This window comes from Gemmobacter caeni (genome assembly GCF_003054195.1).
Classification (GTDB): Bacteria; Pseudomonadota; Alphaproteobacteria; order Rhodobacterales; family Rhodobacteraceae; genus Gemmobacter; species Gemmobacter caeni.
Window position 1 is genome coordinate 369,761 of sequence record NZ_QBKP01000003.1, and the last position, 26,478, is coordinate 396,238.

Sequence of the window (26,478 nt, forward strand, 5' to 3'; positions counted from 1 at the left end):
CGCAGGCGGGAGGGGACGGGCAGTCCCCCTGGGCATATTGACACGGTCGTCGGTGCCAGATCCGCGGCAGCCGGCACGAGGGGGCTCGATGCCCCCGAGGGCCGGGCCCCTTGCCGGCAGCGGTCAAATATTGCCGAAAACTTGGGCGATGCGACAGATTTGAATTTCCTGACAGGAAGAATATTTGACACATAGGGCAGAATCTCTTTAGCTATCAGGCAACGAGGGCCAGAGCGGCCCCGCGCACCAGCAAGGAGAGCCATATGTCCAAACGTGTCGCCGTGATCGGAGCCGGGCCTTCGGGTCTTGCCATGCTCCGCGCCTTCCAGTCCGCCAAGGCCAAAGGAGCGGATATCCCCGAAGTCGTCTGTTTCGAGAAGCAGGGCAACTGGGGCGGGCTGTGGAACTACACCTGGCGCACGGGACTTGATGAGCATGGCGAGCCGGTGCATTGCTCGATGTATCGCTACCTCTGGTCGAACGGCCCGAAAGAGGGTCTCGAATTCGCCGACTATTCCTTTGAGGAACATTTCGGCAAGCAGATCGCCAGCTATCCGCCGCGCGCCGTGCTGTTCGACTATATCGAGGGCCGGGTGAAGAAGGCTGGCGTGCGCGACTGGATCCGCTTCAACACCACGATCCGCATGGTGCGCTATGACGAGGCGAAGGGCACCTTCACCGTCACCGCGCATGATCTGGAAAACGACCGGATGTATGACGAGGAATTCGACAATGTGGTCGTGGCCTCAGGCCATTTCTCGGTGCCGAATGTGCCGGAATATCCGGGGTTCGACAAGTTCAACGGCCGCGTTCTGCATGCCCATGACTTCCGCGACGCGCGCGAATTCGCGGGCAAGGATCTTCTGCTGCTGGGGTCGAGCTATTCGGCCGAGGATATCGGTTCGCAATGCTGGAAATATGGTGCGAAGTCGATCACGGTCGCCTATCGCAACGCGCCGATGGGCTTCAAATGGCCCGAAAACTGGAAGGAAGTGCCGAAGCTGGAGCGGGTGGATGAAACCACCGCCTATTTCGCCGATGGCACATCCAGGAAAGTCGATGCGATCATCCTCTGCACCGGCTACAAGCACCACTTCCCGTTCCTGCCGGATGACCTGCGCCTGAAAACCGCGAACCGGCTGGCGGCGGCTGACCTCTACAAGGGCGTGGTCTGGGTGAACAATCCGAAGATGTTCTACGTCGGCATGCAGGACCAGTGGTTCACCTTCAATATGTTCGACGCCCAGGCCTGGTGGGTGCGCGATGCCATCATGGGCCGCATCGCCGTGCCGACCGACAAGGCCACGATGCTGAAGGATGTCGAGGCGCGCGTGGCCGGCGAGGATGCCGGTCAGGATGCGCATGACGCGATCCATTATCAGGGCGATTACGTCAAGGAACTGATCGCCGAGACCGATTACCCGTCCTTTGATGTGGACGGCGCCTGCGAGGCCTTCTTCGAGTGGAAGGACCACAAGAAGGAAGATATCATGGGCTTCCGCAATCACGCCTATCGCTCGGTCATCACCGGCTCCATGGCGCCTGTCCACCATACGCCCTGGAAGGATGCGCTGGAGGACAGCATGGAAAGTTATCTGCGGAACTGAACCCCCTTTCACCCGCAGAACTGGACCCCGGAGGCAGCTCCGGGGTTTTCTTTTGCGCTGTCCTGAAACCGGGTGCCGGCCCACGGGGCATCGAGCCCCGTGGGCCGGCATTGCCATGGCCTGCGGATCCGGCGGTGCGGTAATCCGGCCGGTGCGGTGGTGGGGAGGGAGGCGTTTTGAGTATTTGGGCAAGAAGTAAGGGGCGGGGGCGTCTGGCGGGGCGTTTGGCTGGGCTGTGGAAATGACTGCGGCCCCGGCAGGGCGCCGGGGCCGGAGACAGGTTTTGCGCGGGATCAGACGTCCAGCGTGTTCTCGTGTTCCCAGCGCGAGAAATGGGAGACGAAGCTGTTCCATTCCTGCTGCTTCAGCTTCAGATAGGCGGAAGAAAACTCCTCGCCCATCATCGATTTCAGCGTCTTGTCCTTGTCGTATTCGCGCAGCGCATCGAGCAGGTTCAGTGGCAGTTTCGGCGCGCCTTTCACGGTATGGCCCTGCTGATACATGTCGATGTCGTAGCGACGCCCCGGATCGGCATTGGTGCGCACACCGTCCAGACCGGCGGCAAGGATGATCGCCTGCATCAGATAGGGGTTGGCGGCGCCATCGGGCAGGCGCAACTCGAACCGGCCGGGGCCGGGGACACGCACCATATGGGTGCGGTTGTTGCCGGTCCAGGTGACGGTGTTCGGCGCCCAGGTCGCGCCCGAGGAGGTGCGCGGCGCGTTGATGCGTTTGTAGCTGTTCACCGTCGGGTTGCAGATCGCGGCCAGCGCCGAGGCGTGCTTCATGATGCCGCCGAGGAAGTGGCGGCCCTGATCGCTGAGGCCCAGTTCCTTGCTGTTATCAGCGAAGGCGTTCTTCTTGCCGTCGAGGCTCCAGACCGAGATATGGGCATGGCAGCCCGAGCCGGTCAGGCCCTTGAAGGGTTTCGGCATGAAGGTGGCGCGCAGACCGTGCTTTTCGGCCACCGACTTCAGCATGAACTTGAAGAAGCTGTGCTTGTCGGCGGTGGCGAGCACGTCATCGTATTTCCAGTTCATCTCGAACTGGCCGATCGCATCCTCGTGGTCGTTCTGGTACGCTTCCCAGCCGAGTTCCAGCATGTAGTCGCAGACTTCGGCGATCACATCGTAGCGGCGCATGACAGCCTGCTGGTCGTAGCAGGGCTTTTCCGCGGTATCCCACGGGTCCGAGATCTGGTCGCCTTCCGGGGTTAGCAGGAAGAACTCCGGCTCGACCCCGGTCTTGACGCGCAGGCCTTCCTTGGCGGCCTCGTCGACCAGACGGCGCAGCACGTTGCGCGGGGCCTGGGCAAGCGGCTTGCCTTCCATCACGCAATTGGCGGGAACCCAGGCGACTTCGCGCCGCCAGGGCAACTGGATGACCGCCTCGGGGTCGGGGACCGCCATCATGTCGGGATGGGCGGGGGTCAGGTCCAGCCAAGTGGCGAAGCCGGCAAAGCCGGCTCCGTCTTCAGCCATGTCATTGATCGCCTGCGCCGGAACGAGCTTGGCCCGTTGCCCTCCGAAGAGGTCGGTGTAGGAGATCATGAAATACTTGACGCCCTTGTCCTTTGCCCATTTGGCAAGGTCTTTCACCATCATTTAACTCCCTGTTCTATCTTTTTATTCTCAGAAGCCGCCGTTGCGGCCGGGGATCCAGCTGGTCCCGGCCAGCGGCACGCCTGCCATGGCGGCGGATTCGATCGTCAGTGCACAGAGATCCTCGGGTTCGAGGTTGTGCAGATGGTTCTTGCCGCAGGCGCGGGCGATGGTCTGGGCTTCCAGCGTCATCACCTTGAGATAGTTCTTCAGTCGGCGCCCCCCGAGGATCGGGTCGAACCGCTTGAAGAGGTCCGGGTCCTGGGTGGTGATCCCGGCGGGGTCCTTGCCCTCGTGCCAGTCGTCATAGGCACCGGCGGTGGTGCCGAGCTTCTGGTACTCGGCCTCCAGCGCCGGGTCGTTGTCGCCCAGGGCCACAAGGGCCGCGGTGCCGATGGCGACGGCATCAGCGCCCAGCGCCATGGCCTTGGCCACATCGGCGCCGGTGCGGATGCCGCCGGAGACGATGAGCTGCACCTTGCGGTGCATACCGAGGTCTTGCAGGGCCTTCACCGCCTGCGGGATGCAGGCGAGGATCGGCATGCCGACGTTTTCGATGAACACGTCCTGCGTGGCGGCGGTGCCGCCCTGCATGCCGTCCAGCACCACGACATCGGCCCCGGCCTTCACGGCCAGCGCGGTGTCATAATAGGGGCGGGCGCCGCCGACCTTCACATAGATCGGTTTCTCCCATTCGGTGATCTCGCGGATTTCAAGGATCTTGATCTCCAGATCATCCGGCCCGGTCCAGTCGGGGTGGCGGCAGGCCGAGCGCTGGTCGATGCCCTTGGGCAGGTTGCGCATCATGGCCACGCGGTCGGAGATTTTCTGGCCCAGCAGCATGCCGCCGCCGCCGGGCTTCGCGCCCTGACCCACCACGACCTCGATCGCATCGGCGCGGCGCAGGTCGTCGGGGTTCATGCCATAGCGCGAGGGCAGGTATTGATAAACCAGCGTTTTCGAATGCCCGCGCTCTTCCTCCGTCATGCCACCGTCGCCGGTGGTGGTCGAGGTGCCGGCCTCGCTGGCGCCACGGCCAAGCGCCTCTTTCGCCGGACCCGACAGGGCGCCGAAGCTCATGCCCGCAATGGTGATCGGGATGTCGAGGTGAATCGGCTTCTTGGCGAAACGGGTGCCGAGCCAGATGTCGGTGGCGCATTTCTCGCGGTAGCCTTCCAGCGGATAGCGCGAGATCGAAGCGCCGAGGAACAGCAGGTCGTCGAAATGCGGCAGGCGCCGTTTGGAGCCGCCGCCCCGGATGTCATAGATGCCGGTGGCCGCGGCGCGGCGGATTTCGGCGTTCACATCGTTGGAGAAGGTCCAGCTCTGCTTGGGCGGGGTATGCGGAAAATCGGTCATTCTGGCGCCTCAGTAGGCCGACGCATTGTCGACGTTGAAATTGTAGAGCTTGCGGGCAGAGCCGTAGCGCTTGAACTCTTCGGGTTTGGCCAGATGATCGGCCTCGCCGCGCTTCAGCAGGTCGGCCAGAAGCTCCAGATGTTCGGGGCGCATCTCTTTCTCGATGCAGTCGGCGCCCAGCGATTTCACACTGCCGCGCACGAAAAGACGGGCCTCGTAGAGCGAGTCTCCCAGCGCGTCCCCGGCATCGCCCAGCACGACCAGATTGCCCGATTGCGCCATGAAGCAGGACATGTGGCCGATGTTGCCATGCACCACGATGTCGATGCCTTTCATCGAGATGCCGCAGCGCGAGGCCGCATTGCCCTTGATGACCAGCAGGCCGCCGCGGCCGGTGGCCCCGGCATATTGCGAGGCGTCGCCATCCACGATCACGGTGCCCGACATCATGTTTTCGGCAACGCCGGGGCCGACAGAGCCCTTCACCCGCACGGTCGCCTGCTTGTTCATACCGGCACAGTAATAGCCGGTCGAACCTTTCACCGTCACGTCGATGGGGGCATCCAGCCCCACCGCGATGGCATGTGAACCCTTGGGGTTCACGATTTCCCACGCGGTCTGGTTGGTGGTGCCGTTCAGGCCGTGAAGCGTCTGGTTCAGCGCGCGCAGGCCCTGCGCGGCGAGGTCGAATGTCTGCATGTTCAGCGTTCCCAGAAGTAGACGGTGGCGGGCTCCGGTTCCCAGACACGGGCATTGTCGATGCCCGGCAGGTTGACCAGCGCGCGATATTCGGAACCGAAAGCGACATACTGATCGGTTTCGGCCATGACGGCGGGTTTGCAGGCAATCGGGTCGCGCACGACGCCGAAACCGTCCTTGGTGCCCACGACGAAGGTGAAGAAGCCGTCCAGATCGTCGAGACCCGATTCCAGCGCCTGACCGAGGTTCTGGCCTTCCTTCAGCTTGTGGCTGACATAGGCGGCGGCGACTTCGGTGTCGTTCTGCGTCTCGAAGGTCATGCCCTGGCGGATCAGCTCGCGGCGCAGGCCGTTGTGGTTGGACAGCGAGCCATTGTGCACGAGGCACTGGTCAGACCCGGTCGAGAACGGGTGCGCGCCCATGGTGGTCACGGCCGATTCGGTGGCCATGCGGGTGTGCCCGATGCCATGGGTGCCCTGCATGTGGGCCACGTCGAAGCGGGCGGCCACATCCTTGGGCAGGCCGACTTCCTTGTAGATTTCAATGCCTTCACCGGCGCTCATCACCTTCACGTTCGGGGCGATGTCGCGGATTGCATGGCGCGCCGCTTCCAGCCGGTCGGAGGGCAGATCCAGCACCGCATGGGTGTCTTTCTGCGCAAGCCGGACATGGCTTCCGATGGCCTTGCCCAGCTTGTCGGCCAGATCCGCGAAATCGCGGTCGGGATCGGCCGATTGCACGGTGAGTTTGGCATGGCCATCCTTCCCGCGCGAATAGATCGCGATGCCGGCGCTGTCAGGCCCGCGATCCGTCATGGTGATGAGCATATCCGTCAGGAGTTCGCCAAGCCGGGGCTCCAGCTTGGGGTCCTTCAGGAACAGTCCGACAATACCGCACATGGTGTCGACTCCTTGATGGGCGAATTTCCATCACGCTAGCACCGGATTTTTCACATTTCAACTGGTAAGAAACAAATTTTCATCCGGGGGAATGAAGGGCGGAAATGGCAAGATTGTCGTCGCATTCACCGCCCTGAAATCCATTGATTGATCAATTTTTGGGCGTTGTTCGCATCTGTCGATGGTTTTCTTGACAGAATGTCGCAGGGAGTGTTTCCTCGTGGAAAAAATAATTGCCGGACAGAAAAGCTCGCCCCGCGCGACCGGCGCTTGAAAGGGGAAAAACAGGGAGGAATTGACGTGTCTGATCTGACGAGACGGATCGAGACCATGCACCGTCGCGACGTGATGGTTGCCTGGGCTTTCGTTCTGGGACTTTGGTTCTCCATCATCTTTGTGGCGCTGGCCACCTGGGCGCTGGCCCCCACGGGCGGTGCGCGTATCACTCTTCTGATCGGCGGTGCCATCGTGCTGCTGTTCAATACCGCTGCCATCCTCGCCATGCTGCGCCATTACCGCGAGGACCGCGATTTCATGTACGGGCTGGACATCAAGTTCCTTGATGCCGCCCGCGATGCGAAGGGGCGTTAAGACATGGCGCGTTATACCCCCCCGACGCAGGGCAAGCTTGGCCAGATCATCGACGTGATCGTGCTGCTGATCATGGCCATCGGTGCGCTTTACATTCCGCTGTGGATGGGGCTGGCCGGATCTGCCGTGACCTCGACGGCAGTCGAGAATCCGACCTGGGAAAGCCTTGGCCAGAACGAGACCATGGTGGCGCAGTGGGAAAAGCTCGGCTTCGCCGATGCCGCCTCTGCCGCCGAGATGATCACCGCACGATTCGACTACAGCTTCTCCGTCGGGGCGCTGCTGGCGATGATCGTGGTCATCGTGGGCTATTACGCGATCCTGCTGCGGTTTTCCGAAAAGGAATACCGCGAGGTGATCGCCGAGAAGTTCGAGGAATAAGCGATGGATCTTTGGGACGTTCTTGAACTTGCAGCCTGGGGCGCCTCGGCGCTGTTCGGGCTGTTCATCGTGATCGACTGGATCAGGACCGACAGCACCTATTCGGAAGACATGCTGACTTCCTCCCGCGAAGGCGAGCTGGAGGCCATGACCGAAGAAAGCCACCGGGGGTAACATGGCACAGACGGATACAACCGAACACGTTGGCCTTGCCCGGGTGCTGGGCCCGGCCCATGTCTGGGCGCTGGGGGTCGGCATCGTTCTCGTCGGCGAATACATGGGCTGGAACTTTGCCGTCGGCAAAGGCGGGGCCTATGCGGCGCTGATGGCCTGCTGGTTCGCGGGCATTCTTTATACCTGTGTCGCCATGATCGATTCGGAGGTGACATCGACCGTCGCCGCCGCTGGCGGGCAGTATACTCAGGCGAAACACATCGTCGGGCCGCTGATGGCCTTCAACGTCGGCCTTTACCTCGTCTTCGCCTATACGATGCTGGAAGCCGCAAATGCGATCACGGTGGGTTTCCTCGTCGATACCGTCGCCACGATGAGCGGGCACGAGGGCGGGCTGGATCAGCGGCCCTTCATCATTCTCGCGATCATGTTCCTTGCATGGCTGAACTATCGCGGCGTGCTTGCGACGCTGACCTTCAACCTTGTCATCACCGCCATCGCTTTCACCGCCATTATCATCCTCTTCCTCAGCACCTCGGGCATTCTGGGTGTGGGCGAGATGAATCACGCGGCGCTGATGTCGGGGCAGGCGGCCATGCCCTATGGCTGGCTTGGCGTGCTGGCGGCGATGCACTTCGGCCTGTGGTATTACCTCGGGATCGAGGGCACCACCCAGGCCGCCGAGGAAGTGCGCAGCCCCGCACGTGCGCTGCCCTTCGGCACGCTGGCGGGGGTGATGACGCTGGCCATCGCCGCCACGCTGACATGGTATGTCTGCGCGGGTCTGATGCCGTGGGAATACCTTGGCCAGTCGGGCGTGCCGCTGTTCGACGCGGCGCGACTGTCGGGGTCGACCTTCCTGATGGTGCTTCTGGGAATCGGCACGCTGTTTGCCACGCTGGCCTCGGCCAACGGCTGCATCAATGATGCCAGCCGCGCATGGTTCGCCATGGGGCGCGACAAGTATCTGCCGGGCTGGTTCGGCGCGGTGCATCCGAAATACCGCACGCCCTATCGCGCGATCATCTTCCTTGTGCCCATCGCGCTGATCTTCGCGCTGGGGGCACCGCTGGATCAGGTGATCACCTTCTCGATCCTGTCGGGGCTGCTGGAATACACCTTCATGCCGCTGAACATCATCCTGTTCCGCCGCAAATGGCCGCTCGACACCATCAAGCGGGGCTATGAACATCCGTTCCACCCGCTGCCTGCCATGGTGCTGCTGGGGCTTTGCGGTCTGGCCTTCTTCGCGGTGTTCCTTGGCTATGGTACGCAGCTGGTGGCGATGATCGTGTTCTATATCGTCGTGTCGCTGTGGTTCCACTTCTGGCGCTACCGCTTCGTCAACCGGGGGGCGCAGTTCACCATGCCCTGGCCGAAGCCGCGGGGGTACTGATGGCGCTGGGACTTCTGGTTCTGGCACTGGGCGGGGGGCTGGTCTGGTTGGCCCTCCGTCTGTGCGCCGCCGCCCCTGTCCGCGCAGCCACGCGGGCAGGGTATTTCGATGCCGTCCTGCCGGGGCTTGAGGGCGCGCGGCGGGGCAGGGCACCCACCGGCTTTCCCCGTTTGGCGGGCCGGATGGGCGGGCTTGAGCTGGACCTGCAAGTCGTGCCCGACAGCCTGACCTTCCGCAAACTGCCCGCGCTGTGGCTTCTGGTTACCGCGCTGGAGCCGCTGCCGCTGTCGCAACGCATCCAGCTGATGACCCGTCCGCGCGGGGTGGAGCCTTTCTCCAACATCGCGCGCCTTCCGGTGCAGACGGCTCTGCCGCCCGGATTTCCGGCCGATGCCATGCTGAAAAGCGAGGCACCGCTGACCGCGGACGAGGCCGCCCTGCTGCGCCTGCATCTGGATCTGTTCGATGATCCGCGTGTGAAGGAACTGGTTCTCGCGCCGGAGGGGCTGCGGATCGTCTGGTTGGCTGACGAGGCGGAGCGTGGGCGCTATCTGCTGTTCCGCGAGGCCGAACTGGGGCAGGAGCAGCTGGCGCCGCACGCCCTCTCGCCCCTTGTGGCGCGGCTGCGGGCAATCCGGGCCGATATCCTGCGCGAAGGGATGCGGAAATGCGCCTGACCCCGCCGCCGCCCGATCCGCGCAAGGTGCTGGCCGCCGCCATCATGCTTCCGGGCGCGGGGCAGGTCTGGAACGGCGAGCCGCAGCGCGGGCTGATTTTTCTGTTCTTCATCTTTCTTCTGGGCGGCTTCACGGCCTTCACCGCCGGACCCGACATCTCCTTTGTCGGCCGTTTTGCCGGCGGGTTTTTCGTCTGGGCCATGGCGATCATGGATGCCTATCGCCGCGCGCGGATTCGATTCGAGATCTGGCGCCATGCCAACCGGCAGGCTACCGCCGCGCGCGCAGGTGCCGAAACCGCATCGTAGGACAATCCCGCTGCCGTTTTTTCGGGCGTGCCATTGCTGCGCGCCTCACGCGCTTGGCGAGTCGAAGAAAAAAATTTTCATCTAAAGCAAAAAACGCTTTGTGCGGCGGTCGGGGTGCGACAATCTGTGCAAACCGCGCGGCCGGGCAGGGAGCTGCCCGCCGGATCGGACGAAAGTCGATACCGCCCCGCATCGGGGCGGCTGCTTACAGGAACCGGCCGAAGGATCGCACGCAAGATGCGAGGCGCCGGGGCGAAACAGGGAACAGGGAGTATTCTCATGGCTCAGGAGAAAGGCTCGGGCGAACTCGTTCGGGCACTTGACTGGAAAGGCGCCTTCTGGGTGGCGGCAGGTGTGCCGCCGCTGGTGCTGTTTTCCATCGGCGGGATTGCAGGCGTGGCCGGTAAGGCGGCTTTCGTCGTCTGGATGATCTCGATGGTGATGGGCTTTCTGCAAAGCTTCACCTACGCGGAAATGGCCGGCATGTTCGGCAACAAATCGGGCGGGGCCTCCGTCTATGGGGCAACGGCCTGGCTGCGCTATTCCAAGCTGATTGCGCCCTTGTCGGTGTGGTGCAACTGGTTTGCATGGTCGCCGGTGCTGTCGCTGGGCTGTGCCATCGCGGCGGGCTACATCCTCAACGCGCTGTTCCCCATTCCTGCGGCGGACAGTCAGGTCGTGCTGGACTGGATGGCCGCGAATGCGGGCAAGACGGCGGAGGATGCGGTTGCCGCACTGACGCCTGCGCTCCGCAACTGGGAAGCCTTCAGCATCGGCATTCCGGGGCTGGGCAATCTGCACTTCAACTCGACCTTCGTGATCGGTGTGATCCTCATGCTGATCATCTTCGCGATCCAGCACAAGGGCATCGCCTCGACTGCGAAATCGCAGAAGGTGATGGCGCTGATCGTGCTGATCCCGCTTCTGCTGGTGGGCCTTGTGCCGATCCTGACCGGCGCGATCGACAGCATGAACGTCACCAACATCGTGCCGCCGACCGCCGCCTATTCGGGCGAGGATGGCGCCTGGGATATCGGTGGCTGGACGCTGTTCCTGGGGGCCATGTATATCGCCGCCTGGTCGACCTACGGCTTTGAAACCGCCGTCTGCTACACGGCCGAGTTCAAGGACCCGAGGACCGATACCTTCCGCGCGATCTTCTATTCCGGTCTGCTGTGCATCGTGTTCTTCTTCATGATCCCCTTCGCCTTCCAGGGCGTCCTGGGCACTAGTGGCATGCTGGCACCGGGGATCGTGGATGGCACCGGCATCGGCGAGGCGCTGGGGGGCATGGTCGGCGGGGGCCGCGTGGTGACGCAGATCTTCGTGATCCTGATGATCCTCGCGCTGTTCCTGGCCATCATGACCGCCATGGCGGGGTCTTCGCGGACGCTCTATCAGGGCTCGCGCGATGGCTGGCTGCCGCGCTATCTGGGGCATGTGAACGAGCACGGCGCGCCGACCAGCGCGATGTGGACCGACCTTGGCTTCAACGTCTTCCTTCTGGCGCTGGCCTCGGATGCGACGGGCTATTTCTATGTCCTCGCCATCTCGAACGTGGGCTACATCACCTTCAACTTCCTGAACCTGAACGCGGGCTGGATTCACCGGATCGACTCGGGCCACATGGAACGCCCGTGGAAGGCGCCGACCCTGCTGATCGGGGTGAACACCTGCCTTGCCTTCGTGAACGCGCTGTTCCTTGGGGCCGGGGCGAAGGTCTGGGGTTACTCCAACGCCCTGATCTCGGGTGCCATCTTCGCGGCGCTGATTCTGCCGGTGTTCTGGTTCCGCCATTACGTTCAGGACGGCGGCAAGTTCCCGAAGGAAGCCTACGAGGATCTGGGTCTGGCCGAGGGCGAACTGGGCGAACGCAAGGCGGGGATACTGCCCTATGTCGCCCTGATCGCCGGGGTCTGCGTGGTGCTGTGGGCCAACTGGTTCTTCCAGCTGCCTGAATAAGCGGCAGGCATGTCTGCGGGAAGGCGGGGCGGTTGCCCCGCCTTTTCCATTTCCGACCTGTTCAGGGGCAGCCGACAGGAAAATTACCTAGCAGGAAAGTTTTTTGCACAAGATTGTTGATTTTGGGGGCGAGTCGGTTTCAACTGTTGCCAACCATCAAGAACAGGCTCTGACAGGAGGACTGCATGACCAATTCGTGGCGTTTCTCGACGCTCGCCGACCGGCACCGCGCGCTCGGCTCCAACCTTGAAGACTGGAGCGGGATGGGCACCGCCTGGTCCTATGAAAAAGGCGACCCGGATGCCGAATACATGGCCATCCGCACCAAGGCCGGACTCATGGATGTGTCGGGCCTGAAGAAGGTCCATATCACCGGCTCGGCAGCCAGCCATGTGATCGAACGCGCGACCACCCGGAACGTCGAAAAGATCATGCCCGGCCGGTCCGTCTATGCGACCATGCTGAACGACGGCGGCAAGTTCGTCGACGACTGCGTGATCTACCGCACCGGCCCGAATGCCTTCATGGTGGTGCATGGCTCCGGTCAGGGGCATGAACAGCTGACCATGGCCGCCACCGGCCGCGATGTCGCGATCCGCTTTGATGACAACCTGCACGACCTGTCGCTGCAGGGCCCGCTGGCGGTGGACTATCTGGAAAAGCATGTGCCGGGTATTCGCCAGCTTGGCTACTTCAGCCATATGCAGACCTCGCTGTTCGGCAAGCCCGCGATGATCTCGCGCACCGGCTACACCGGCGAGCGCGGGTATGAGCTGTTCGTGCGCGGGCAGGATGCGCCGATGGTCTGGGATCGCATTCTGGAAGAAGGCGCCGACATGGGGATTATCCCCTGCCGGTTCACCACGCTGGATATGCTGCGGACCGAAAGCTACCTGCTGTTCTTCCCCTATGACAATTCCGAGATGTATCCGTTCGACGACCAGCCGGGCGGTGATACACTGTGGGAACTGGGGCTGGACTTCACCGTCTCGCCGGGCAAGCAGGGCTTCCGGGGGGCGGAAGAACATTACCGCCTGAAGGGCAAGGAGCGCTTCAAGATCTGGGGTCTGAAGCTGGAAGGCAAGAACGTCCCCGGCAATGGTGCGCCGGTCTATCGTGGCAGCCAGAAGGTTGGTGTCGTGACGCAGGCGATGTATTCGCCGCTGAACGACTGGACGGTGGCCATCGCCCGTCTGCCGGTCGATTGCGCCAATGAAGGGACGAAGCTGACCGTCAACTGCGCCACCCATGGCGAGATCGGGGCGACGACCCATTCGATGCCGTTCTTCGATCCCGACAAGAAGCGCCGCACCGCGAAGGGCTGAACCCCGGTATCCCCCCGGCTCCTCCGGCGTCAGGCGCGAACGGCGCCGGCGGAGCCTCCGGCGGGGATATTTGGCCCAAGGTAAAAGCAGCAGGTGAAGACACACATGAGCAAGACCGATTTCGGACCTTCGATCAAGTCACGCCCCGTCTATGGCGTGCTGACGCCGCGTCCCGGCTCCAGCCATCTGATCGTGGCGGACGGCGAGGGCGGTGCGGCGGTGGAGGCGCTGTTCGCGCAGGCGCCCGAGATGAAAGCGAAAGCGCATCTGATCTATATCCCCGGCGCCAATGGCACCGACATGAGCACGGCGATGGCCGCCCTGGGCGCCGGACAGTATAACCGCGCGCCGACCTATGCCTCGGTCCGTTCCCGCATCGTCAAGGTGCTGGGCGACGGCCATATGGGCCTGCAGGTCTATGCGACCGGCACCGAAAGCCTGATGGGGCAGGTGCAGCGCGACGCGATGGAGGCCGGGCTGCCGCATGACGCGGTGCAGACCGAACATCGCGGCTCGCTGGCCCGGCGGGTGCAATGCGTGCATTGCAAGGGCATCACCGAGAATGTGACGACCGATCCCTTCGTCTGTTCGCATTGCGGGCTGAACCTTTTCGTGCGCGACCATTACTCGCGCCGTCTGGCCGCCTTTCAGGGCGTGAACATCGACGCGGAAGACCCCGGTGAGGTTCCGCCTGCCGAGGAGCGTTTCAAATGAGTGTGGGGGCAGCGAAAATTCCGGTCGTCGTGACCGAGGTGGTCGAGGTCAACAGCCTGATCAAACGCTTCCGCTTCGTGCGCGAGGACGGCGGGCAGATGCCCGGCTTTTCCGGCGGCGCGCATACGGTGGTGGAAATGGACGATGCCGGAACCCGGCGTCTGAACCCCTATTCGCTGATGTCCGATCCGGGCGACCGTTCGGGCTATGAAATCTCGGTCCGGCGCGACGATACGGGGCGGGGCGGTTCGGCCTATATGCACCGCGAGGTGCGGCCGGGGATGAAGATGCTGATTTCCCCGCCGGTGAACCTGTTCGGGCTGGATCTGCGGGCGAAGAAACATCTGATGATCGCGGGCGGCATCGGTATCACGCCGTTCCTCGCGCAGATGGCGCAGCTTGATGCGATGGGCGCGCGGTTCGAACTGCATTACGCCGCCCGCGACCGCGAGCTGGGCGCCTATATGCCGGAGCTTTCGGCGCGCTATGGCGACCGGGTGCACCGCTATTATGATGCCGAGGGGCAGGCGATTGACCTGACCACATTGCTGGCCGGGCAGCCGCTGGGCACGCATCTTTACGTCTGCGGCCCGAAGGGCATGATCGGCTGGGTTCTGAAAACCGCCGCCGATCTGGGCTGGCCTGCCGGGGCGGTGCATTCCGAGGAATTCCTCGCCCCGCCCGTCGGCGTGCCTTTCACCGTGGAATTGGCGGCCAGCGGCAAGACCATCACCGTCGGCGCCGCGCAATCGCTGCTGGAAGCCATCGAGGCGGCCGGGGTCGATGCACCCTATCTGTGCCGGGGCGGGGCCTGTGGCCAGTGTGAAACCCATGTCATCGCCTGCGAGGGCGAGATCGAGCACAACGACCATTGGCTGACCGATGACCAGAAGGCGGGCTGCCGCCATATCATGCCCTGCGTCTCGCGCTTCAAGGGCGCGAAGCTTGTGCTGGAACGCTAGGAGACCGCGATGAGCCTCGACGATTTCTTCCACGATGAGACCTTCTTCGGCGATTACACCTTCAAGAACTCGCCGCGCGCCATCAAGCGCTTTCCCTTCCCGTTCCCCGAAGACGACTACATGTATTCGGTGAACATGGAGCCGCATGTGCCGGGCCGTCCCGGCTCGGTCTTCGAACATACGTTCGATGTCGACGAGCATTATGTGGCCGAGATGCGCGACCGCGCCCGCGTGCTGCGCGACGATCCGCTGCGCTGCCAGTCGCTGCCGCATATGACGCTGGCGGGCTGGGATCTGCTGGAGCTGATCATGGAAAGCTTCGCGCGGGATTATCCGCAGTGGTTTTCGCTGACGAAGAACGGCAATCAGTGGCACTGGATCAACCGGCCGCTGAACATCGACCAGAAGTTCACCTTCCTCGACGAATCCACGCTGCCCTATGGGCCGATGGAATACATCACCCGGCAGGCGCAGGGCGATTTCACGCTTCAGGACCAGCGCAACGACAATCTGTGGATCGAGGCGGGCATGGTGACGACCCAGGCCGACTGGAGCCTGGATTTCGACATCGGGATGAGCTTTCACGAATGGCACGCGCCGGTTCCGAAGGCGCATGAGATGGGCGTGTTCGACCGGGCGCTGAAATTCCTGCTGCAACTTCAGCATGGCGCGCCGGTGCGGCGCTTCAACTGGACCATGACGGTCGATCCGCTGCTGGACACCAGCCCCGAGAATTATCCCAAATGGGGGCCGGGCAAGACGACGCTGACGAAGGAAAACATCGGCCAGCGTCAGCATCTGCGGGTGGAATTGCAGACGCTGTTCCGGCTGCCGCGCTCGAATGCCATTGCCTTCCCGATCCGCTGCTATCTGTGCAGCTTCGAGGATCTGGTGACGCAGCCGAAATGGGCGCGCCGCCTGCACCGCGTCGTGCGTGACCTGCCGGATGAGCTGGCGACCTACAAGGGCTTCATCCGCAACCGGCCGCTGATGGTGGATTACCTGTCGCAGTTCGACGACGGCGCGCCGACCTCGCCGGGCTGGTGGCCCGACGAGTAAGGCTGCCTCAGGGCTGCGGGTAAGAGATGACCGACAGATAGCGGGCCGGCAGTTTCACCAGAACCTCCGGCCCGTGTGGGGCATCGGCATCGAAGAACAGACTGTCGCCGGGCTGCATGTGGAACAGCTGGTCGCCGTGGCGATACATCACCTCGCCTTCCAGCATGTACAGCAGCTCCACGCCGTCATGCTGGAAAGTGGGGAAGGTGTCGGATTCCTCGGTCAGCGTGATCAGATAGGGTTCGACCAGAACCCCCGAGGAATTGGAGCCGATATGGCCGAGGAGATTGTACTGATGCCCCGCACGGGTGCCGCGCCGCTCGATCTCGATATGGTCGCCGGCCTTCACATGCTGGACCTCGCGGCGTTCCTCGAACCGGCGGAAGAAGCTGGTGATCGGGGTGGAAAAGGCGTGGCTGAGAATTTGCAGCGTGGTCAGAGAGGGCGAGGTGATGCCATTCTCGATCTTCGACAGCATGCCGATGGACAACCCGGTGACCTGAGCCAGATCGGCGACGGTCATCCCCTGCTGGCGGCGGAAGGCGCGGACCTCGCGGCCGATGGCGGCCTCAAGGTTGCGGTCGGCCACTTCGCGCAGACGGTGCGGGTCTTGTTCGAAGGCGGGCTTGAGCCGGGCCAGGGCCGCGGCACCGTTGCTGTCAGGCAGGGCGTGTTCGTCGGGGGTTTCCGTGGAACTGTCAGTCATCAGGCACCTTCTACGAATAACGGCTGGTTTCACTATAGTGAAAAAATCATGGGTTCAACGAAAATAATGAGGGCATGATGGCACAAGCTGCGGTTCCGGCCCGACTGGGCTTTCTGCTGATGGAGGGCTTTCCGATGGCCTGCCTGACCTCGGCCATTGAACCCCTGCGCGCGGCGAATGAAATCACCGGGCGGCGCGAGTTCCAGTGGCGGCTGGTGGGCGAGGACGGCACGCCCGTCCGGTCATCGGCCGAGGTGCGGTTTGATCCCGACATGGCGCTGGCCGATGCCGAGGGCTTAGATTACCTGATGGTGCTGGCAAGCCCCACTTCGCGGTTTGAAAATCCGCGCCGGGCCTACGGGCAACTGCGCTGGCTGGATCGGTCGGGGATCGTGCTGGGTGGCTTTTCCGGCGGGATCTTTCCGCTGGCAAGATCCGGGTTGATGGAGGGCTACCGCTGTTCGGTCCACTGGTGCTACGAGGCGGCGTTCAAGGCGGAATTCCCCGAGATCACAGCCAGCGGCAGCGCCATCCTGCGCGACCGGCGCCGCTATACCGTATCGGGCGCGGGGGCGGTGTTCGACCTGATGCTGCGGCTGATCGAGGAGCGGCTGGGCCGTGACGCGATGACCGAGGTGGCTTGCTGGTTCCAGCATCCCTTCGTGCGGGACGAGGACGCCAGCCAGAAGGTGCCGGTGGCAAAGCTTGGCGGCACCGATGACATGCTGCCCGGCCCGATCCGCGAGGCGATCCGCATCTTCGCGGAACATATCGAAGATCCGATCCAGATTTCCGATGTGGCTTCGGCGGTGGATCTGTCGGAACGGCATCTGGAACGTTGCTTCAAACAGGCGACGGGGCAAAGCCCGCTGAAATACTATCGCCTGATGCGGTTGAAGAAGGCGCGGCAGCGGGTGCTTTATTCTACCGATACCATCACCGAGATTGCGCAGAGTGTGGGCTACGCCAGTTCCACCCCCATGGCGCGGCATTATGCGGAGGCTTTCGGGGTGAACCCGCATGACGAGCGGCGGCGGCTGAACGGGCTGCGCGGTCTGGCAGGGGCCATGCCGCCGCGCGACTGAACGTTGTTAAATTGAGCGCGGCCCGGTGGGCCGCGCGCGCCTGCGTCTCGCCGACCGGGCTGCGCCCGGATCGGCTCGGGCGTGCCTCCGGCGGGGATATTTATGCCAGGATAAAGGTCACTCTGGGGTGCGGTTGACCAGCGCCGTGGCCGCGCGGCGCAAGGCTGCGCGGATACGGTCCACACCTGCGCCGCTATGGCCGCAATCGGCAAGGGCGCGGTCCATCAGCGCCAGCCAGTCTTCGGCATCGCCCGCCGTGATCGGCACATGGTCGTGCAAAAGCCGCAGGTTCATGTGGCCGTGCTTTTCCATGTAATGTTTCCGGCCCCCGAGGAAGCCGGACAGGAAGTTCACCTGTTCCTCGCGCACATGTGCAAGGCCATGGCCCTGAAAGTGCATCGACATGATGCGCGCGCCCTGGGGATCGGTTTCGATCAGATCGTAGAAGCGGTTGACGAGGCGCTTGAGCGCCTCCTCTCCGCCAAGATCATCCAGGGGCGTGCGCATCGCCGTCAGCTTTGCGGGCGGGTTTTCTTGGGGTCGTAATGGCTCAGCGGCACGATGACTGCGGGCAGGCGCTTCTGCTGCCCGTCGAGCTTGCCGACCTCGACCTCGGTGCCGGCAGCCGCATGGGCGACATCGACGCGGGCGAGGGCGATGTTCTTGCCCAAGAGTGGTGAACGCATGGACGAGGTGACGACACCGACCTGCGCGCGGCCAACATGGATGCAGTCGCCATGGCCGACATCGACATTCGAGTCGATGTCGAGACCGACGAATTTGTGGATCGGGTGCTCCTTGCGGCGGATCAGCGCCTCGCGGCCGATGAAATCATCCTGCTTGGATTTCAGCGGCACGGTGAAGCCGATCCCGGCTTCGAACGGGTCCGTCTGGTCGCTGAAATCATAGCCGGCGAAGATCAGTCCGGCCTCGATGCGCACCATATCCAGCGCGCCAAGGCCCATGGGACGCAGGCCGAGATCGGCGCCATGTTCCCAGACCGCATCCCAGACGGCGGCGCCGTCTTTCGGGTGGCAGAAGATTTCAAAGCCGAGCTCGCCCGTATAGCCGGTACGCGAAACCACGACCGGGGCGCCGTCGGGGCCGCCGATCCGGGCGACGGTGAAGCGGAACCAGCCGAGTTCCTGCACCGTCGGCTGATGCGGGGGGGTCCAGATGAAGCGGCTGAGGATTTCGCGGCTGTTTGGGCCCTGAACGGCGAGGTTGTGCAACTGGTCGGTTGAGGACCGGATCATGACCTGAAGGCCCAGCTTTTCGGCCTGTTCGCGCAGCCAGACCCCACCGTAATCATCGCCGCCGATCCAGCGGAACTGATCGCGGCCCAGACGGAACAGGGTGCCGTCGTCGATCATGCCGCCATGTTCATAGCACATGGCGGAATAGACCACCTGACCGACGCTGAGTTTCTTCACGTCGCGCGTCAGCGTCCATTGCATCAGCGCCTCGGCGTCGGGGCCGGTGACCTCAAACTTGCGGAGCGGCGACAGATCCAGCACCACCGCCTTTTCGCGGCAGGCCCAGTATTCTTCCAGCGTGCCGTTGGACGAGAATACCTGCGGCAGCCAGTAGCCCTTGTATTCGATCATGTGCCGGGTTTTCGCCTCGGTGCGGGCGTGGAAGGCGGTTTCCTTGGTCATGCGCGGCTCCGCGTCGGGGGTCGGTCGATAGGCGATGGCGCGGCTGAACTTTTCCTTGCCGTCATAGGTACGGACATGGATGTCGGTCAGGTTCCAGCCATTTGCGGGGGAGGTATCATCGGGGCAGGCGGACGAGACGCAGACGATATCGGTCAGCGCCCGGAACAGGACGTAGTCGCCCGGACGGCTCCACGGTTCGTCCGAGATCAGCACGCCATGGGCGTCGATCGCGGTGTTGAAGAACAGGTTCACCGCCATCCAGCCGGGGCGCGCCGTCACGCCATAGGGCGAAAGCGCGCCGTTGAAATTGTCAGAGCAGTTCACATGGCCCGGATAGCCGATGTCGTCATAGTATTTCGAGGCGCAGGCCATGGCGAAGGCATCGTGGCGGCCGCAGGTATCCTGCACCACCTCGATCAGCGGCAGCCAGTCCTGATCGTAGTATTTGGCATGCAGGCCGGGCATCGAATAGGCATGGCCCATCAGCGTGCGCGAGGTAGTCACGTCCAGCGCATGTTCCAGCCCCTTGTCGAGCTTGCGGGCAGAAAAGCACTGGAAATCCGTGCATTGGCGGCCATCGACATCAAGGATCTGGATATAGTCGCCTGCCTTCACGAAATAGGCCTGCGCGGTGGCGGATTTCACCCGAAGGTCCAGCACCGGATCGGCCAGCGGATCGGGCAGGTCAAATCCCGGTGCACGTTTCAGGCTGCTGCGGCGCAGGGTGACGACAATGGGCGTCGCGGTATCCTGTTCGCCCGGAACCATCGCGGTGCCAGGGGCTGCGACGATCAGCACACCGTCGGCCTGTGCCGTAAAGGTTTCCTCGGTTCCTGCCGGGGTTTCGGTGCCGAAAAGTTGCACGGCACCGGCTTTCGTCAGGTCGATGCCACGGCGTTCGATCCCCAGACGCAACCCGCCCATACCCGAGCCGCGGCCTGTCAGCAGCGCCTTCAGCCCGCGTGCATCAGAATTGGCGGTCGCGCCAATCAGGCCGGCGTCTATGCGGCCCCGGCTGTCAGCGGCCACCAGTTCGGCCACCTGACCGCCCTCGGGGTTCTGAACCGTGATCCTGTCGCCGGTGACGACGGGGATGAGCCAGGCACCCATGCCCGGAATTTCGTGCCGTTCCTCGCCACTTTGCGCCCGCACGTTCAGGGGCGTCAGGATGCGCGAGGGGCGCGGCGGGCCGGGGCGGACTTGCGGATAGGTGTCGAGCATGAGAGCCTCCTGTCTCGCGGGGGCGATTGCCGTTCTGGAAAATAAGTTTATCCTGAGGAAATCTTTTCGCAAGCCTGCAATCTGCCGGTTCGCAGCTTTTTCCACCATAGCCGGAGGCGGGGATGGCGTCACTTCTGTTCGGTCTGGTCGCGGCCCTGTGCTGGGGCCTGCATGATTTTCTGGTCCGCAAGGTCAGCCAGACCGCCCCGGCCACCACGCTTCTGGTGCTGGTTCTGCTGTTTGGCACGCTGTTTCTGGCGCCTTTCGCCATGATCGAGTCGCATCCGGCGGGGGCGATGCGCGGAATGGGCTTTGCCATCGGGTCGGGGGCAGCTTTCGTCATGGCCTCGCTGGGGCTGTATCGTGCCTTTGCCATCGGGCCGGTCGGGCTCGTGGCGCCGATCTGTGGTGCCTATCCTTTGGGCAGTCTGGCGCTGGCCATGGCCGGGGGGCGCACGGTTTCGGGGTCGGAATGGCTGGCGGTGCTGCTGGTGGTGGCGGGAATCGCACTGGTGGCAGGGCAGGGCGGCAGCCATGGCGCGGCTGCGGCAGGCGGGCGGAGGCAGGCGATTCTCTGGGCGCTGATGGGGGCGGCCGGATTCGCGCTGACCTTTCATCTGGGCCAGACCGCCGCGCGCGTGATGGGGGAACTGAGTGCGACGCTGATCGCGCGTATCGTGGCGCTGGTGCTGGTGTCGGCGGCGCTGGTCGTACAACGCCAGAGCCTCGCGCCCGCCTTGCCGAAATGGCCTGTCCTGGCCCTGATGGGCGCGCTGGATGTGGCGGCGCTGGGGCTGGTGCTGGCGTCGGGCGGCCTGACGCATCCTGAATATGCGGCGGTGTCCTCGTCGCTGTTCGGGGTGGTCACCATCCTGCTGGCCTGGCGCTTCCTCGGGGAAAGGCTTGGCCCGGTGCAGGGCGCAGGGGTGGCGGTGGTCTTCGCCGGAATAGCCCTTTTGGGGGCGGGGTGATCGCCTGTCTATTCTGAAAGGGCCGATGTCGGAAACGGATGAGGTATTCGGCGCGTGCGGCGCGATAGTTGCGGCAGGCACCAAGGAGATCCCAATGTTCGGAACAGGGCGCTATTCGGGCTGGCGCGTGGTGAAAGAAGCCTTGACGGGTCACAAGGGTTGGGGGCCGGCATGGCGCGACCCGGAACCGCAGGCCGCATATGACTACATCATCATCGGCGGCGGCGGGCATGGCCTTGCCACAGCCTATTATCTGGCCAAGGAGTTCCGGCAGGCGCGCATTGCCGTGCTGGAAAAGGGCTATCTGGGCGGCGGCAACGTCGGGCGGAACACCACGATCATCCGGTCGAATTATCTGCTGGACGGCAACGAACCCTTCTACGAGTTCAGCCTGAAACTGTGGGAGGGGCTGGAGCAGGACTTCAACTTCAACGCCATGGTCAGCCAGCGCGGGATCATCAACCTGATCCACACCGATGCGCAGCGCGATGCCTTCACCCGGCGCGGCAATGCGATGATCCTGAACGGCGCCGATGCGGAGCTGCTGGACCGCGAACAGGTCCGCGCCATGTATCCGTTCCTGAATTTCAACAATGCCCGCTTCCCCATCAAGGGTGCGCTGATGCAGCGCCGGGGCGGCACGGTGCGCCATGACGCGGTCGCCTGGGGCTATGCCCGCGGGGCGGATTCACGCGGCGTCGACCTCATCCAGAACTGCGAGGTCACCGGCATCCGCACCGAACATGGCCGCGTCACCGGCGTCGACACCACCCGCGGCTTCATTGGCGCGAAAAAGGTGGGTGTGGCGGTTGCCGGCAATTCCTCGCGCGTGATGGCGCATGTGGGGATGCGGCTGCCGATGGAAAGCCATGTGCTGCAAGCCTTCGTGTCAGAGGGGCTGAAGCCGCTCATCGACGGGGTGATGACCTATGGCGCCGGGCATTTCTATGTCAGCCAGTCCGACAAGGGTGGTCTTGTTTTCGGCGGCGACATCGACGGCTACAACACCTATGCGCAGCGCGGCAACATGCCCGTGGTGGAGGATGTGGCCGAAGGCGGCATGAGCCTGATCCCGATGATCGGCCGGGCGCGGCTGCTGCGCACCTGGGGTGGCATCATGGACATGTCGATGGACGGCTCGCCCATCATCGACAAGACCGACATCGAGGGGCTCTATTTCAACGGTGGCTGGTGCTACGGCGGCTTCAAGGCCACCCCGGCCTCGGGCTGGTGCTTCGCGCATCTGCTGGCAACCGACCGCCCGCATGAAACTGCCACGGCCTATCGGTTTGATCGCTTCCGCAAGGGGCTGATGATCGACGAAAAGGGCCAGGGCGCCCAGCCGAACCTGCACTGAGGACCGATCCATGATCATCAACCATCCGATCCTCGGGCCACGCGACTCGCAGGAATTTGTTTATCTGGGGGATGCGGCGCTGATCGACCGGCCTGATGGGCTGGCCGAAGGCGCGCTGGATACCTTCCACGACTATCTTTACCTGCGCGACAACCCGGCAGGGCTGCATCGTGAGCTCTGGTATCACGAACAGGGCGACCGTTCGTGGCTTGTGGTCACGCGCAACACGCTGACGCATGAGATCACGCAAGTGGAACTGGCCCGCGATGTGGCCCGCGCGCGGGGGCGCAGCAAATGACCCAATCGAACCGCATTCCCGGCGGTCAGATCGACCGCTCGCGCAGCCTGAGCTTCACCTTCGACGGCGTGACCTATCAGGGCCACCCCGGCGACACGCTGGCCTCGGCCCTGCTGGCCAATGGCCAGCGCCTCATGGGGCGCAGCTTCAAATATCACCGTCCGCGCGGTCCCATCTCGGCCGGTTCCGAAGAACCCAACGCGCTGGTGGAACTGCGCGGCGGTGCCCGTCGCGAGCCGAACACCCGTGCCACGGTGGTGGAACTGTTCGACGGCCTGAGTGCCGAGAGCCAGAACCGCTGGCCCAGCCTGAAATTCGACGCCATGGCGGTGAATGACCGGCTGTCGAATTTCTTCACCGCCGGGTTCTATTACAAGACCTTCATGTGGCCCAAGGCGTTCTGGGAAAAGCTTTACGAGCCGATCATCCGCCGTGCCGCCGGTCTGGGCAGTCTGTCGCGTGAGGAAGACCCTGATCAATATGACAAGGGCTTCCTGCATTGCGATCTGCTGATCATCGGTGCCGGGCCTGCCGGTCTGATGGCCGCGCTGACCGCCGGTCGCGCAGGCGCGCGGGTTATCCTTGCGGATGAGGATTTCCGCATGGGCGGCCGCCTGAATGCCGAAACGCATGAGGTTGGCGGGCTTACGGGTGCCGACTGGGCCGCGCAGGCGGTGGCGGAACTGCGCAGCATGGCGAATGTGCGCATGATGCCGCGCACCACGATCATCGGCGCCATGGACCACGGTATCTATGCGGCTGTGGAACGCGTGTCGGATCACCTGCCCGTGCCGCTGCCGGGCAAGCCGCGCCAGATCCTTTGGCGGATCTATTCGCATCGCGCCATTCTTGCGGGCGGCGCCACCGAACGCCCCATCGCGTTTGAGAACAACGACCGCCCCGGCATCCTGCTGGCCGGATCGCTGCGCGCTTATGCGAACCGCTGGGGTGTCGCCGTCGGGCGCCGGGTCGCTGTCTTCACCAACAATGATGACGGGCTGCGCACGGCCTCTGACCTCAAGGCCAAGGGGATGGAGGTCCGCGTGATCGACGCCCGCAAGGGCGAAGAGGTGGTCGATACCGCCGGTCGTCTGGGGCTTTCCTCGGTCACTATCCGCAGCGGCGGGCGGACCGAAACCTTCGCCTGCGAGGCGCTGGCGGTTTCGGGGGGCTGGAACCCCAACGTCAACATCGCTTCGCACCATCGCGGTCGTCCGGTCTGGAATGACACCATCGCGGCCTTCGTGCCGGGGCAGGGCGATATTCCGGGGCTGGAGGCGGCAGGCGCCGCCGCAGGCCGCTTCTCGACCCGCGCGGCGCTGGAAACCGGCGCAGCGGCGGCCGAAGGCGCGCTGGCCGATCTGGGCCGCAGCGCCCCCGCCCGTGATTTGCCGACGGCCGAGGACGGCCCCTATGCCATCACGCCGAAATGGTATGTCGGCGGTGGCAAGGGCCGGGCCTGGATCGACCAGCAGAACGATGTGACGCTGAAAGATGTGAAGCTCGCGCATCAGGAAAACTACACCTCGGTCGAGCATCTGAAGCGCTATACCACGCTGGGCATGGCGACCGATCAGGGTAAGACCGGCAATGTGCTGGGCCTTGCGGTGATGGCGAGCCTCACCGGCAAGTCGATCCCGCAGACCGGGACCACGGTCTATCGCCCACCCTATACGCCGGTTGCCATGGGCACGCTGGCGGGCCGCTCTCGCGGGCAGGAGTTCAAGCCCAAGCGTCTGACCCCCAGCCACAAATGGGCCAGCGAACAGGGCGCGGTCTTTGTCGAGGTCGGCCAATGGCTGCGCACGCAATGGCTGCCGCGCGCAGGCGAAACCCAATGGCGCGAAAGCGTGGACCGCGAGGTTCTGGCGACGCGCAAATCGGTCGGCATCTGCGACGTGACCACGCTCGGCAAGATCGACATTCAGGGCACCGATGCCGGGGCCTTTCTCGACAAGGTCTATGCCAATACCTTCAGCACGCTGGCCGTCGGCAAATGTCGCTATGGTCTGATGCTGCGCGAGGATGGCATCGTCTATGACGACGGCACCACGGCGCGGCTGGGGCAGAATGAATATGTGATGACCACCACCACCGCCAATGCGGTTCTGGTGTTCCGCAATCTCGAATATGCCCGGCAGTGCCTCTATCCCGACATGGATGTGCAGCTGATTTCCACAACCGAGGCCTGGGCGCAGTTCTCGGTCGCCGGGCCGAATGCGCGCAAGCTGCTGCAAAAGCTGGTGGATCAGGACATCTCGGATGCTGAACTGCCCTATATGGGGTGCCGCGAGATCACGGTTTGCGGCGGGCTGCGGGCGCGGATCTTCCGCATCAGCTTCTCCGGGGAACTGGCCTATGAAATCGCGGTGCCGACCCGTTATGGCGATGCGCTGATCCGCGAGCTGGTGGAACAGGGCCGCGAATTCGACGCCGTGGTCTATGGCACCGAGGCGCTCGGTGTCATGCGAGTCGAAAAGGGCCACGTCGCAGGGAACGAGCTGAACGGCCAGTCCACCGCGCTGAACATGGGTCTGGGCAAGATGGTGTCGAAGAAGAAAGACAGCATCGGCATGGTGCTGAGCCAGCGCGAGGGCATGAATGACCCGAACGGCTATCGTCTGGTTGGTGTGAAGCCCGTCGATCCGGCACAGAAGCTGACCGCTGGCAGCCATTTCCTTGAGAAAGGCGCGGCGCCGGTGATTGCCAATGATCTGGGCTGGCTCACCTCGGTGGTCCATTCGCCGCACTTGGGCTGTTCCATCGCGCTTGGCTACCTGAAGAAGGGCGACGAGCGGCGCGGCCAGCGCCTGCGCTCGGCCAACCTGCTGGCGGGGGCCGAGGTCGAGGTCGAAATCGTGAGCCCGCATTTCTTTGACCCGGAAGGAGAGCGTCTCCGTGGCTGAGCATCGTCTGAAACCCCTCTGCCCGCTGGGGGGCACCAGCCCGGCGCGGGCCAGCATCGGCCCGGTCACGCTGACCGAGGTTGTTGATGTGGCGCTGGCCTCCGTCTCGGCCCGCCTGGGGCGCACGGCGGAAGTGGCGGCGTCTGCTGCTGCGGCCGGCATCCCGCTGCCCGGTCCGGGCCGGTTCGAGGCCCGCGCGCCTTTCGCGGCTTTCTGGCTGTCGCCCGACAGCTGGATGGTCGAGGCACCCTTTGCCACGCATGAAGACAGCCGCGCGGCGCTGCTGCCGGTGTTCGGTGATGCGGCCTCGATAACCGAACAGACCGACGCCTGGGTGCGGATCGACGTCACCGGCGAAGGGCTGCCCGCGCTGTTCGAGCGGCTGTGCAACGTCGATCTGGCCACCGCGCAGGAAGGTGCCGCGACCCGCACCATTCTGGAGCATATGGGCGTCTATGTGGTGAAGCGGGGCGCCGCGCAGGTCAGCGTGATCGGGGCGCGCTCTTCGGCCGCCGCCCTGTGGCACGCGCTGGACACCGCTGCGCATTCGGTGTTCTGAACG

At 63.8% G+C, this 26,478-nt stretch carries 25 protein-coding genes; 18 read left to right on the top strand and 7 right to left on the bottom strand.

What is annotated here, in order from left to right; all coding sequences use genetic code 11:
* The first annotated feature begins 263 nt into the window (after window positions 1–263).
* Window positions 264–1,607, top strand: coding sequence for an NAD(P)-binding domain-containing protein (locus tag C8N34_RS07145; protein ID WP_054301001.1), 1,344 nt, complete (start codon window positions 264–266; stop codon window positions 1,605–1,607).
* 293 nt (window positions 1,608–1,900) lie between these two features.
* Here the strand turns inward: C8N34_RS07145 and glnT are convergent, their stop codons facing one another.
* Genes glnT through C8N34_RS07165 form a run of 4 tightly spaced genes read right to left on the bottom strand, consistent with a single transcriptional unit; the run spans window position 1,901 to window position 6,165 of the window.
* Window positions 1,901–3,208: a type III glutamate--ammonia ligase gene (gene glnT, locus C8N34_RS07150; RefSeq protein ID WP_054301068.1), complete on the bottom strand. Its 1,308-nt coding sequence runs from the start codon at window positions 3,206–3,208 to the stop codon at window positions 1,901–1,903.
* 30 nt (window positions 3,209–3,238) lie between these two features.
* On the bottom strand, window positions 3,239–4,567 hold the full coding sequence (locus tag C8N34_RS07155; protein WP_054301002.1) for an FMN-binding glutamate synthase family protein: 1,329 nt from the start codon (window positions 4,565–4,567) through the stop codon (window positions 3,239–3,241).
* Between the two features lie 9 nt (window positions 4,568–4,576).
* The gene (locus tag C8N34_RS07160) at window positions 4,577–5,266 is read right to left on the bottom strand and encodes a GltB/FmdC/FwdC-like GXGXG domain-containing protein (protein WP_108128322.1); all 690 of its coding nucleotides are present in this window, start codon (window positions 5,264–5,266) and stop codon (window positions 4,577–4,579) included.
* 2 nt (window positions 5,267–5,268) lie between these two features.
* Window positions 5,269–6,165 (bottom strand): class II glutamine amidotransferase, encoded by an 897-nt coding sequence (locus C8N34_RS07165; RefSeq protein WP_054301004.1) that lies wholly within the window; start codon window positions 6,163–6,165, stop codon window positions 5,269–5,271.
* A gap of 300 nt (window positions 6,166–6,465) precedes the next feature.
* Between C8N34_RS07165 and C8N34_RS07170 the strand changes: the two genes are divergently transcribed.
* The 11 genes from C8N34_RS07170 to C8N34_RS07215 all read left to right on the top strand — a co-directional run bounded on the left by C8N34_RS07170 (window position 6,466) and on the right by C8N34_RS07215 (window position 15,714).
* Window positions 6,466–6,756, top strand: coding sequence for a hypothetical protein (locus C8N34_RS07170; RefSeq protein ID WP_082400635.1), 291 nt, complete (start codon window positions 6,466–6,468; stop codon window positions 6,754–6,756).
* Between the two features lie 3 nt (window positions 6,757–6,759).
* Window positions 6,760–7,137: a hypothetical protein gene (locus C8N34_RS07175; protein ID WP_054301006.1), complete on the top strand. Its 378-nt coding sequence runs from the start codon at window positions 6,760–6,762 to the stop codon at window positions 7,135–7,137.
* Window positions 7,138–7,140: 3 nt separating this feature from the next.
* Window positions 7,141–7,311, top strand: coding sequence for a hypothetical protein (locus C8N34_RS26290; protein WP_170120537.1), 171 nt, complete (start codon window positions 7,141–7,143; stop codon window positions 7,309–7,311).
* Window position 7,312: 1 nt separating this feature from the next.
* The gene (locus C8N34_RS07180) at window positions 7,313–8,707 is read left to right on the top strand and encodes an APC family permease (protein WP_054301007.1); all 1,395 of its coding nucleotides are present in this window, start codon (window positions 7,313–7,315) and stop codon (window positions 8,705–8,707) included.
* A complete protein-coding gene (locus C8N34_RS07185) occupies window positions 8,707–9,384 on the top strand; it encodes a hypothetical protein (protein WP_108128323.1) in 678 nt (225 codons plus the stop codon). Before C8N34_RS07180 ends, C8N34_RS07185 begins: the two co-directional genes overlap by 1 nt.
* Window positions 9,375–9,692, top strand: a complete 318-nt coding sequence (locus C8N34_RS07190; protein WP_108128324.1) for a hypothetical protein — start codon at window positions 9,375–9,377, stop codon at window positions 9,690–9,692. The genes C8N34_RS07185 and C8N34_RS07190 overlap by 10 nt, the downstream gene beginning before the upstream one ends.
* Before the next feature lie 279 nt (window positions 9,693–9,971).
* Window positions 9,972–11,654 carry a trimethylamine N-oxide permease gene (locus tag C8N34_RS07195; RefSeq protein WP_054301010.1) on the top strand — a complete coding sequence of 561 codons (1,683 nt, stop codon included), beginning with the start codon at window positions 9,972–9,974 and terminating at the stop codon, window positions 11,652–11,654.
* Between the two features lie 185 nt (window positions 11,655–11,839).
* Window positions 11,840–12,979 (top strand): aminomethyl transferase family protein, encoded by a 1,140-nt coding sequence (locus C8N34_RS07200; RefSeq protein ID WP_054301011.1) that lies wholly within the window; start codon window positions 11,840–11,842, stop codon window positions 12,977–12,979.
* A gap of 105 nt (window positions 12,980–13,084) precedes the next feature.
* A complete protein-coding gene (locus tag C8N34_RS07205; RefSeq protein WP_108128325.1) occupies window positions 13,085–13,693 on the top strand; it encodes a dimethylamine monooxygenase subunit DmmA family protein in 609 nt (202 codons plus the stop codon).
* Entirely contained in the window at window positions 13,690–14,655 is a 966-nt protein-coding gene (locus C8N34_RS07210; protein WP_108128326.1) for a PDR/VanB family oxidoreductase, read from the top strand. The genes C8N34_RS07205 and C8N34_RS07210 overlap by 4 nt, the downstream gene beginning before the upstream one ends.
* A 9-nt stretch (window positions 14,656–14,664) precedes the next feature.
* A complete protein-coding gene (locus C8N34_RS07215) occupies window positions 14,665–15,714 on the top strand; it encodes a heme-dependent oxidative N-demethylase family protein (protein WP_108128327.1) in 1,050 nt (349 codons plus the stop codon).
* 7 nt (window positions 15,715–15,721) lie between these two features.
* On the opposite strand, the gene C8N34_RS07220 is transcribed toward C8N34_RS07215, so the two are convergent.
* The gene (locus C8N34_RS07220) at window positions 15,722–16,420 is read right to left on the bottom strand and encodes a helix-turn-helix domain-containing protein (protein ID WP_082400637.1); all 699 of its coding nucleotides are present in this window, start codon (window positions 16,418–16,420) and stop codon (window positions 15,722–15,724) included.
* 77 nt (window positions 16,421–16,497) lie between these two features.
* Here C8N34_RS07220 and C8N34_RS07225 point away from each other — a divergent pair, with 77 nt between their 5' ends.
* The gene (locus C8N34_RS07225; RefSeq protein ID WP_054301070.1) at window positions 16,498–17,505 is read left to right on the top strand and encodes a GlxA family transcriptional regulator; all 1,008 of its coding nucleotides are present in this window, start codon (window positions 16,498–16,500) and stop codon (window positions 17,503–17,505) included.
* Window positions 17,506–17,622: 117 nt separating this feature from the next.
* Here C8N34_RS07225 and C8N34_RS07230 read toward each other — a convergent pair whose 3' ends face one another.
* Both C8N34_RS07230 and C8N34_RS07235 read right to left on the bottom strand, forming a co-directional pair.
* Window positions 17,623–18,012, bottom strand: a complete 390-nt coding sequence (locus tag C8N34_RS07230; RefSeq protein WP_108128328.1) for a globin domain-containing protein — start codon at window positions 18,010–18,012, stop codon at window positions 17,623–17,625.
* A 5-nt stretch (window positions 18,013–18,017) separates the two neighbouring features.
* Entirely contained in the window at window positions 18,018–20,384 is a 2,367-nt protein-coding gene (locus C8N34_RS07235; protein ID WP_108128329.1) for a trimethylamine N-oxide demethylase, read from the bottom strand.
* Between the two features lie 122 nt (window positions 20,385–20,506).
* On the opposite strand from C8N34_RS07235, the gene C8N34_RS07240 reads away from it, so the two are divergent.
* From C8N34_RS07240 to C8N34_RS07260, 5 genes are all read left to right on the top strand, one after another.
* The gene (locus C8N34_RS07240) at window positions 20,507–21,355 is read left to right on the top strand and encodes a DMT family transporter (protein WP_108128330.1); all 849 of its coding nucleotides are present in this window, start codon (window positions 20,507–20,509) and stop codon (window positions 21,353–21,355) included.
* 94 nt (window positions 21,356–21,449) lie between these two features.
* Window positions 21,450–22,712 (top strand): sarcosine oxidase subunit beta family protein, encoded by a 1,263-nt coding sequence (locus C8N34_RS07245; RefSeq protein ID WP_108128331.1) that lies wholly within the window; start codon window positions 21,450–21,452, stop codon window positions 22,710–22,712.
* A gap of 10 nt (window positions 22,713–22,722) precedes the next feature.
* Window positions 22,723–23,010, top strand: a complete 288-nt coding sequence (locus C8N34_RS07250) for a sarcosine oxidase subunit delta (RefSeq protein ID WP_054301019.1) — start codon at window positions 22,723–22,725, stop codon at window positions 23,008–23,010.
* Window positions 23,007–25,916 carry a sarcosine oxidase subunit alpha family protein gene (locus C8N34_RS07255; protein ID WP_108128332.1) on the top strand — a complete coding sequence of 970 codons (2,910 nt, stop codon included), beginning with the start codon at window positions 23,007–23,009 and terminating at the stop codon, window positions 25,914–25,916. Before C8N34_RS07250 ends, C8N34_RS07255 begins: the two co-directional genes overlap by 4 nt.
* Complete coding sequence (locus tag C8N34_RS07260; RefSeq protein ID WP_108128333.1) at window positions 25,909–26,475, top strand: sarcosine oxidase subunit gamma; 567 nt, start codon at window positions 25,909–25,911, stop codon at window positions 26,473–26,475. The genes C8N34_RS07255 and C8N34_RS07260 overlap by 8 nt, the downstream gene beginning before the upstream one ends.
* Window positions 26,476–26,478: the final 3 nt, after the last annotated feature.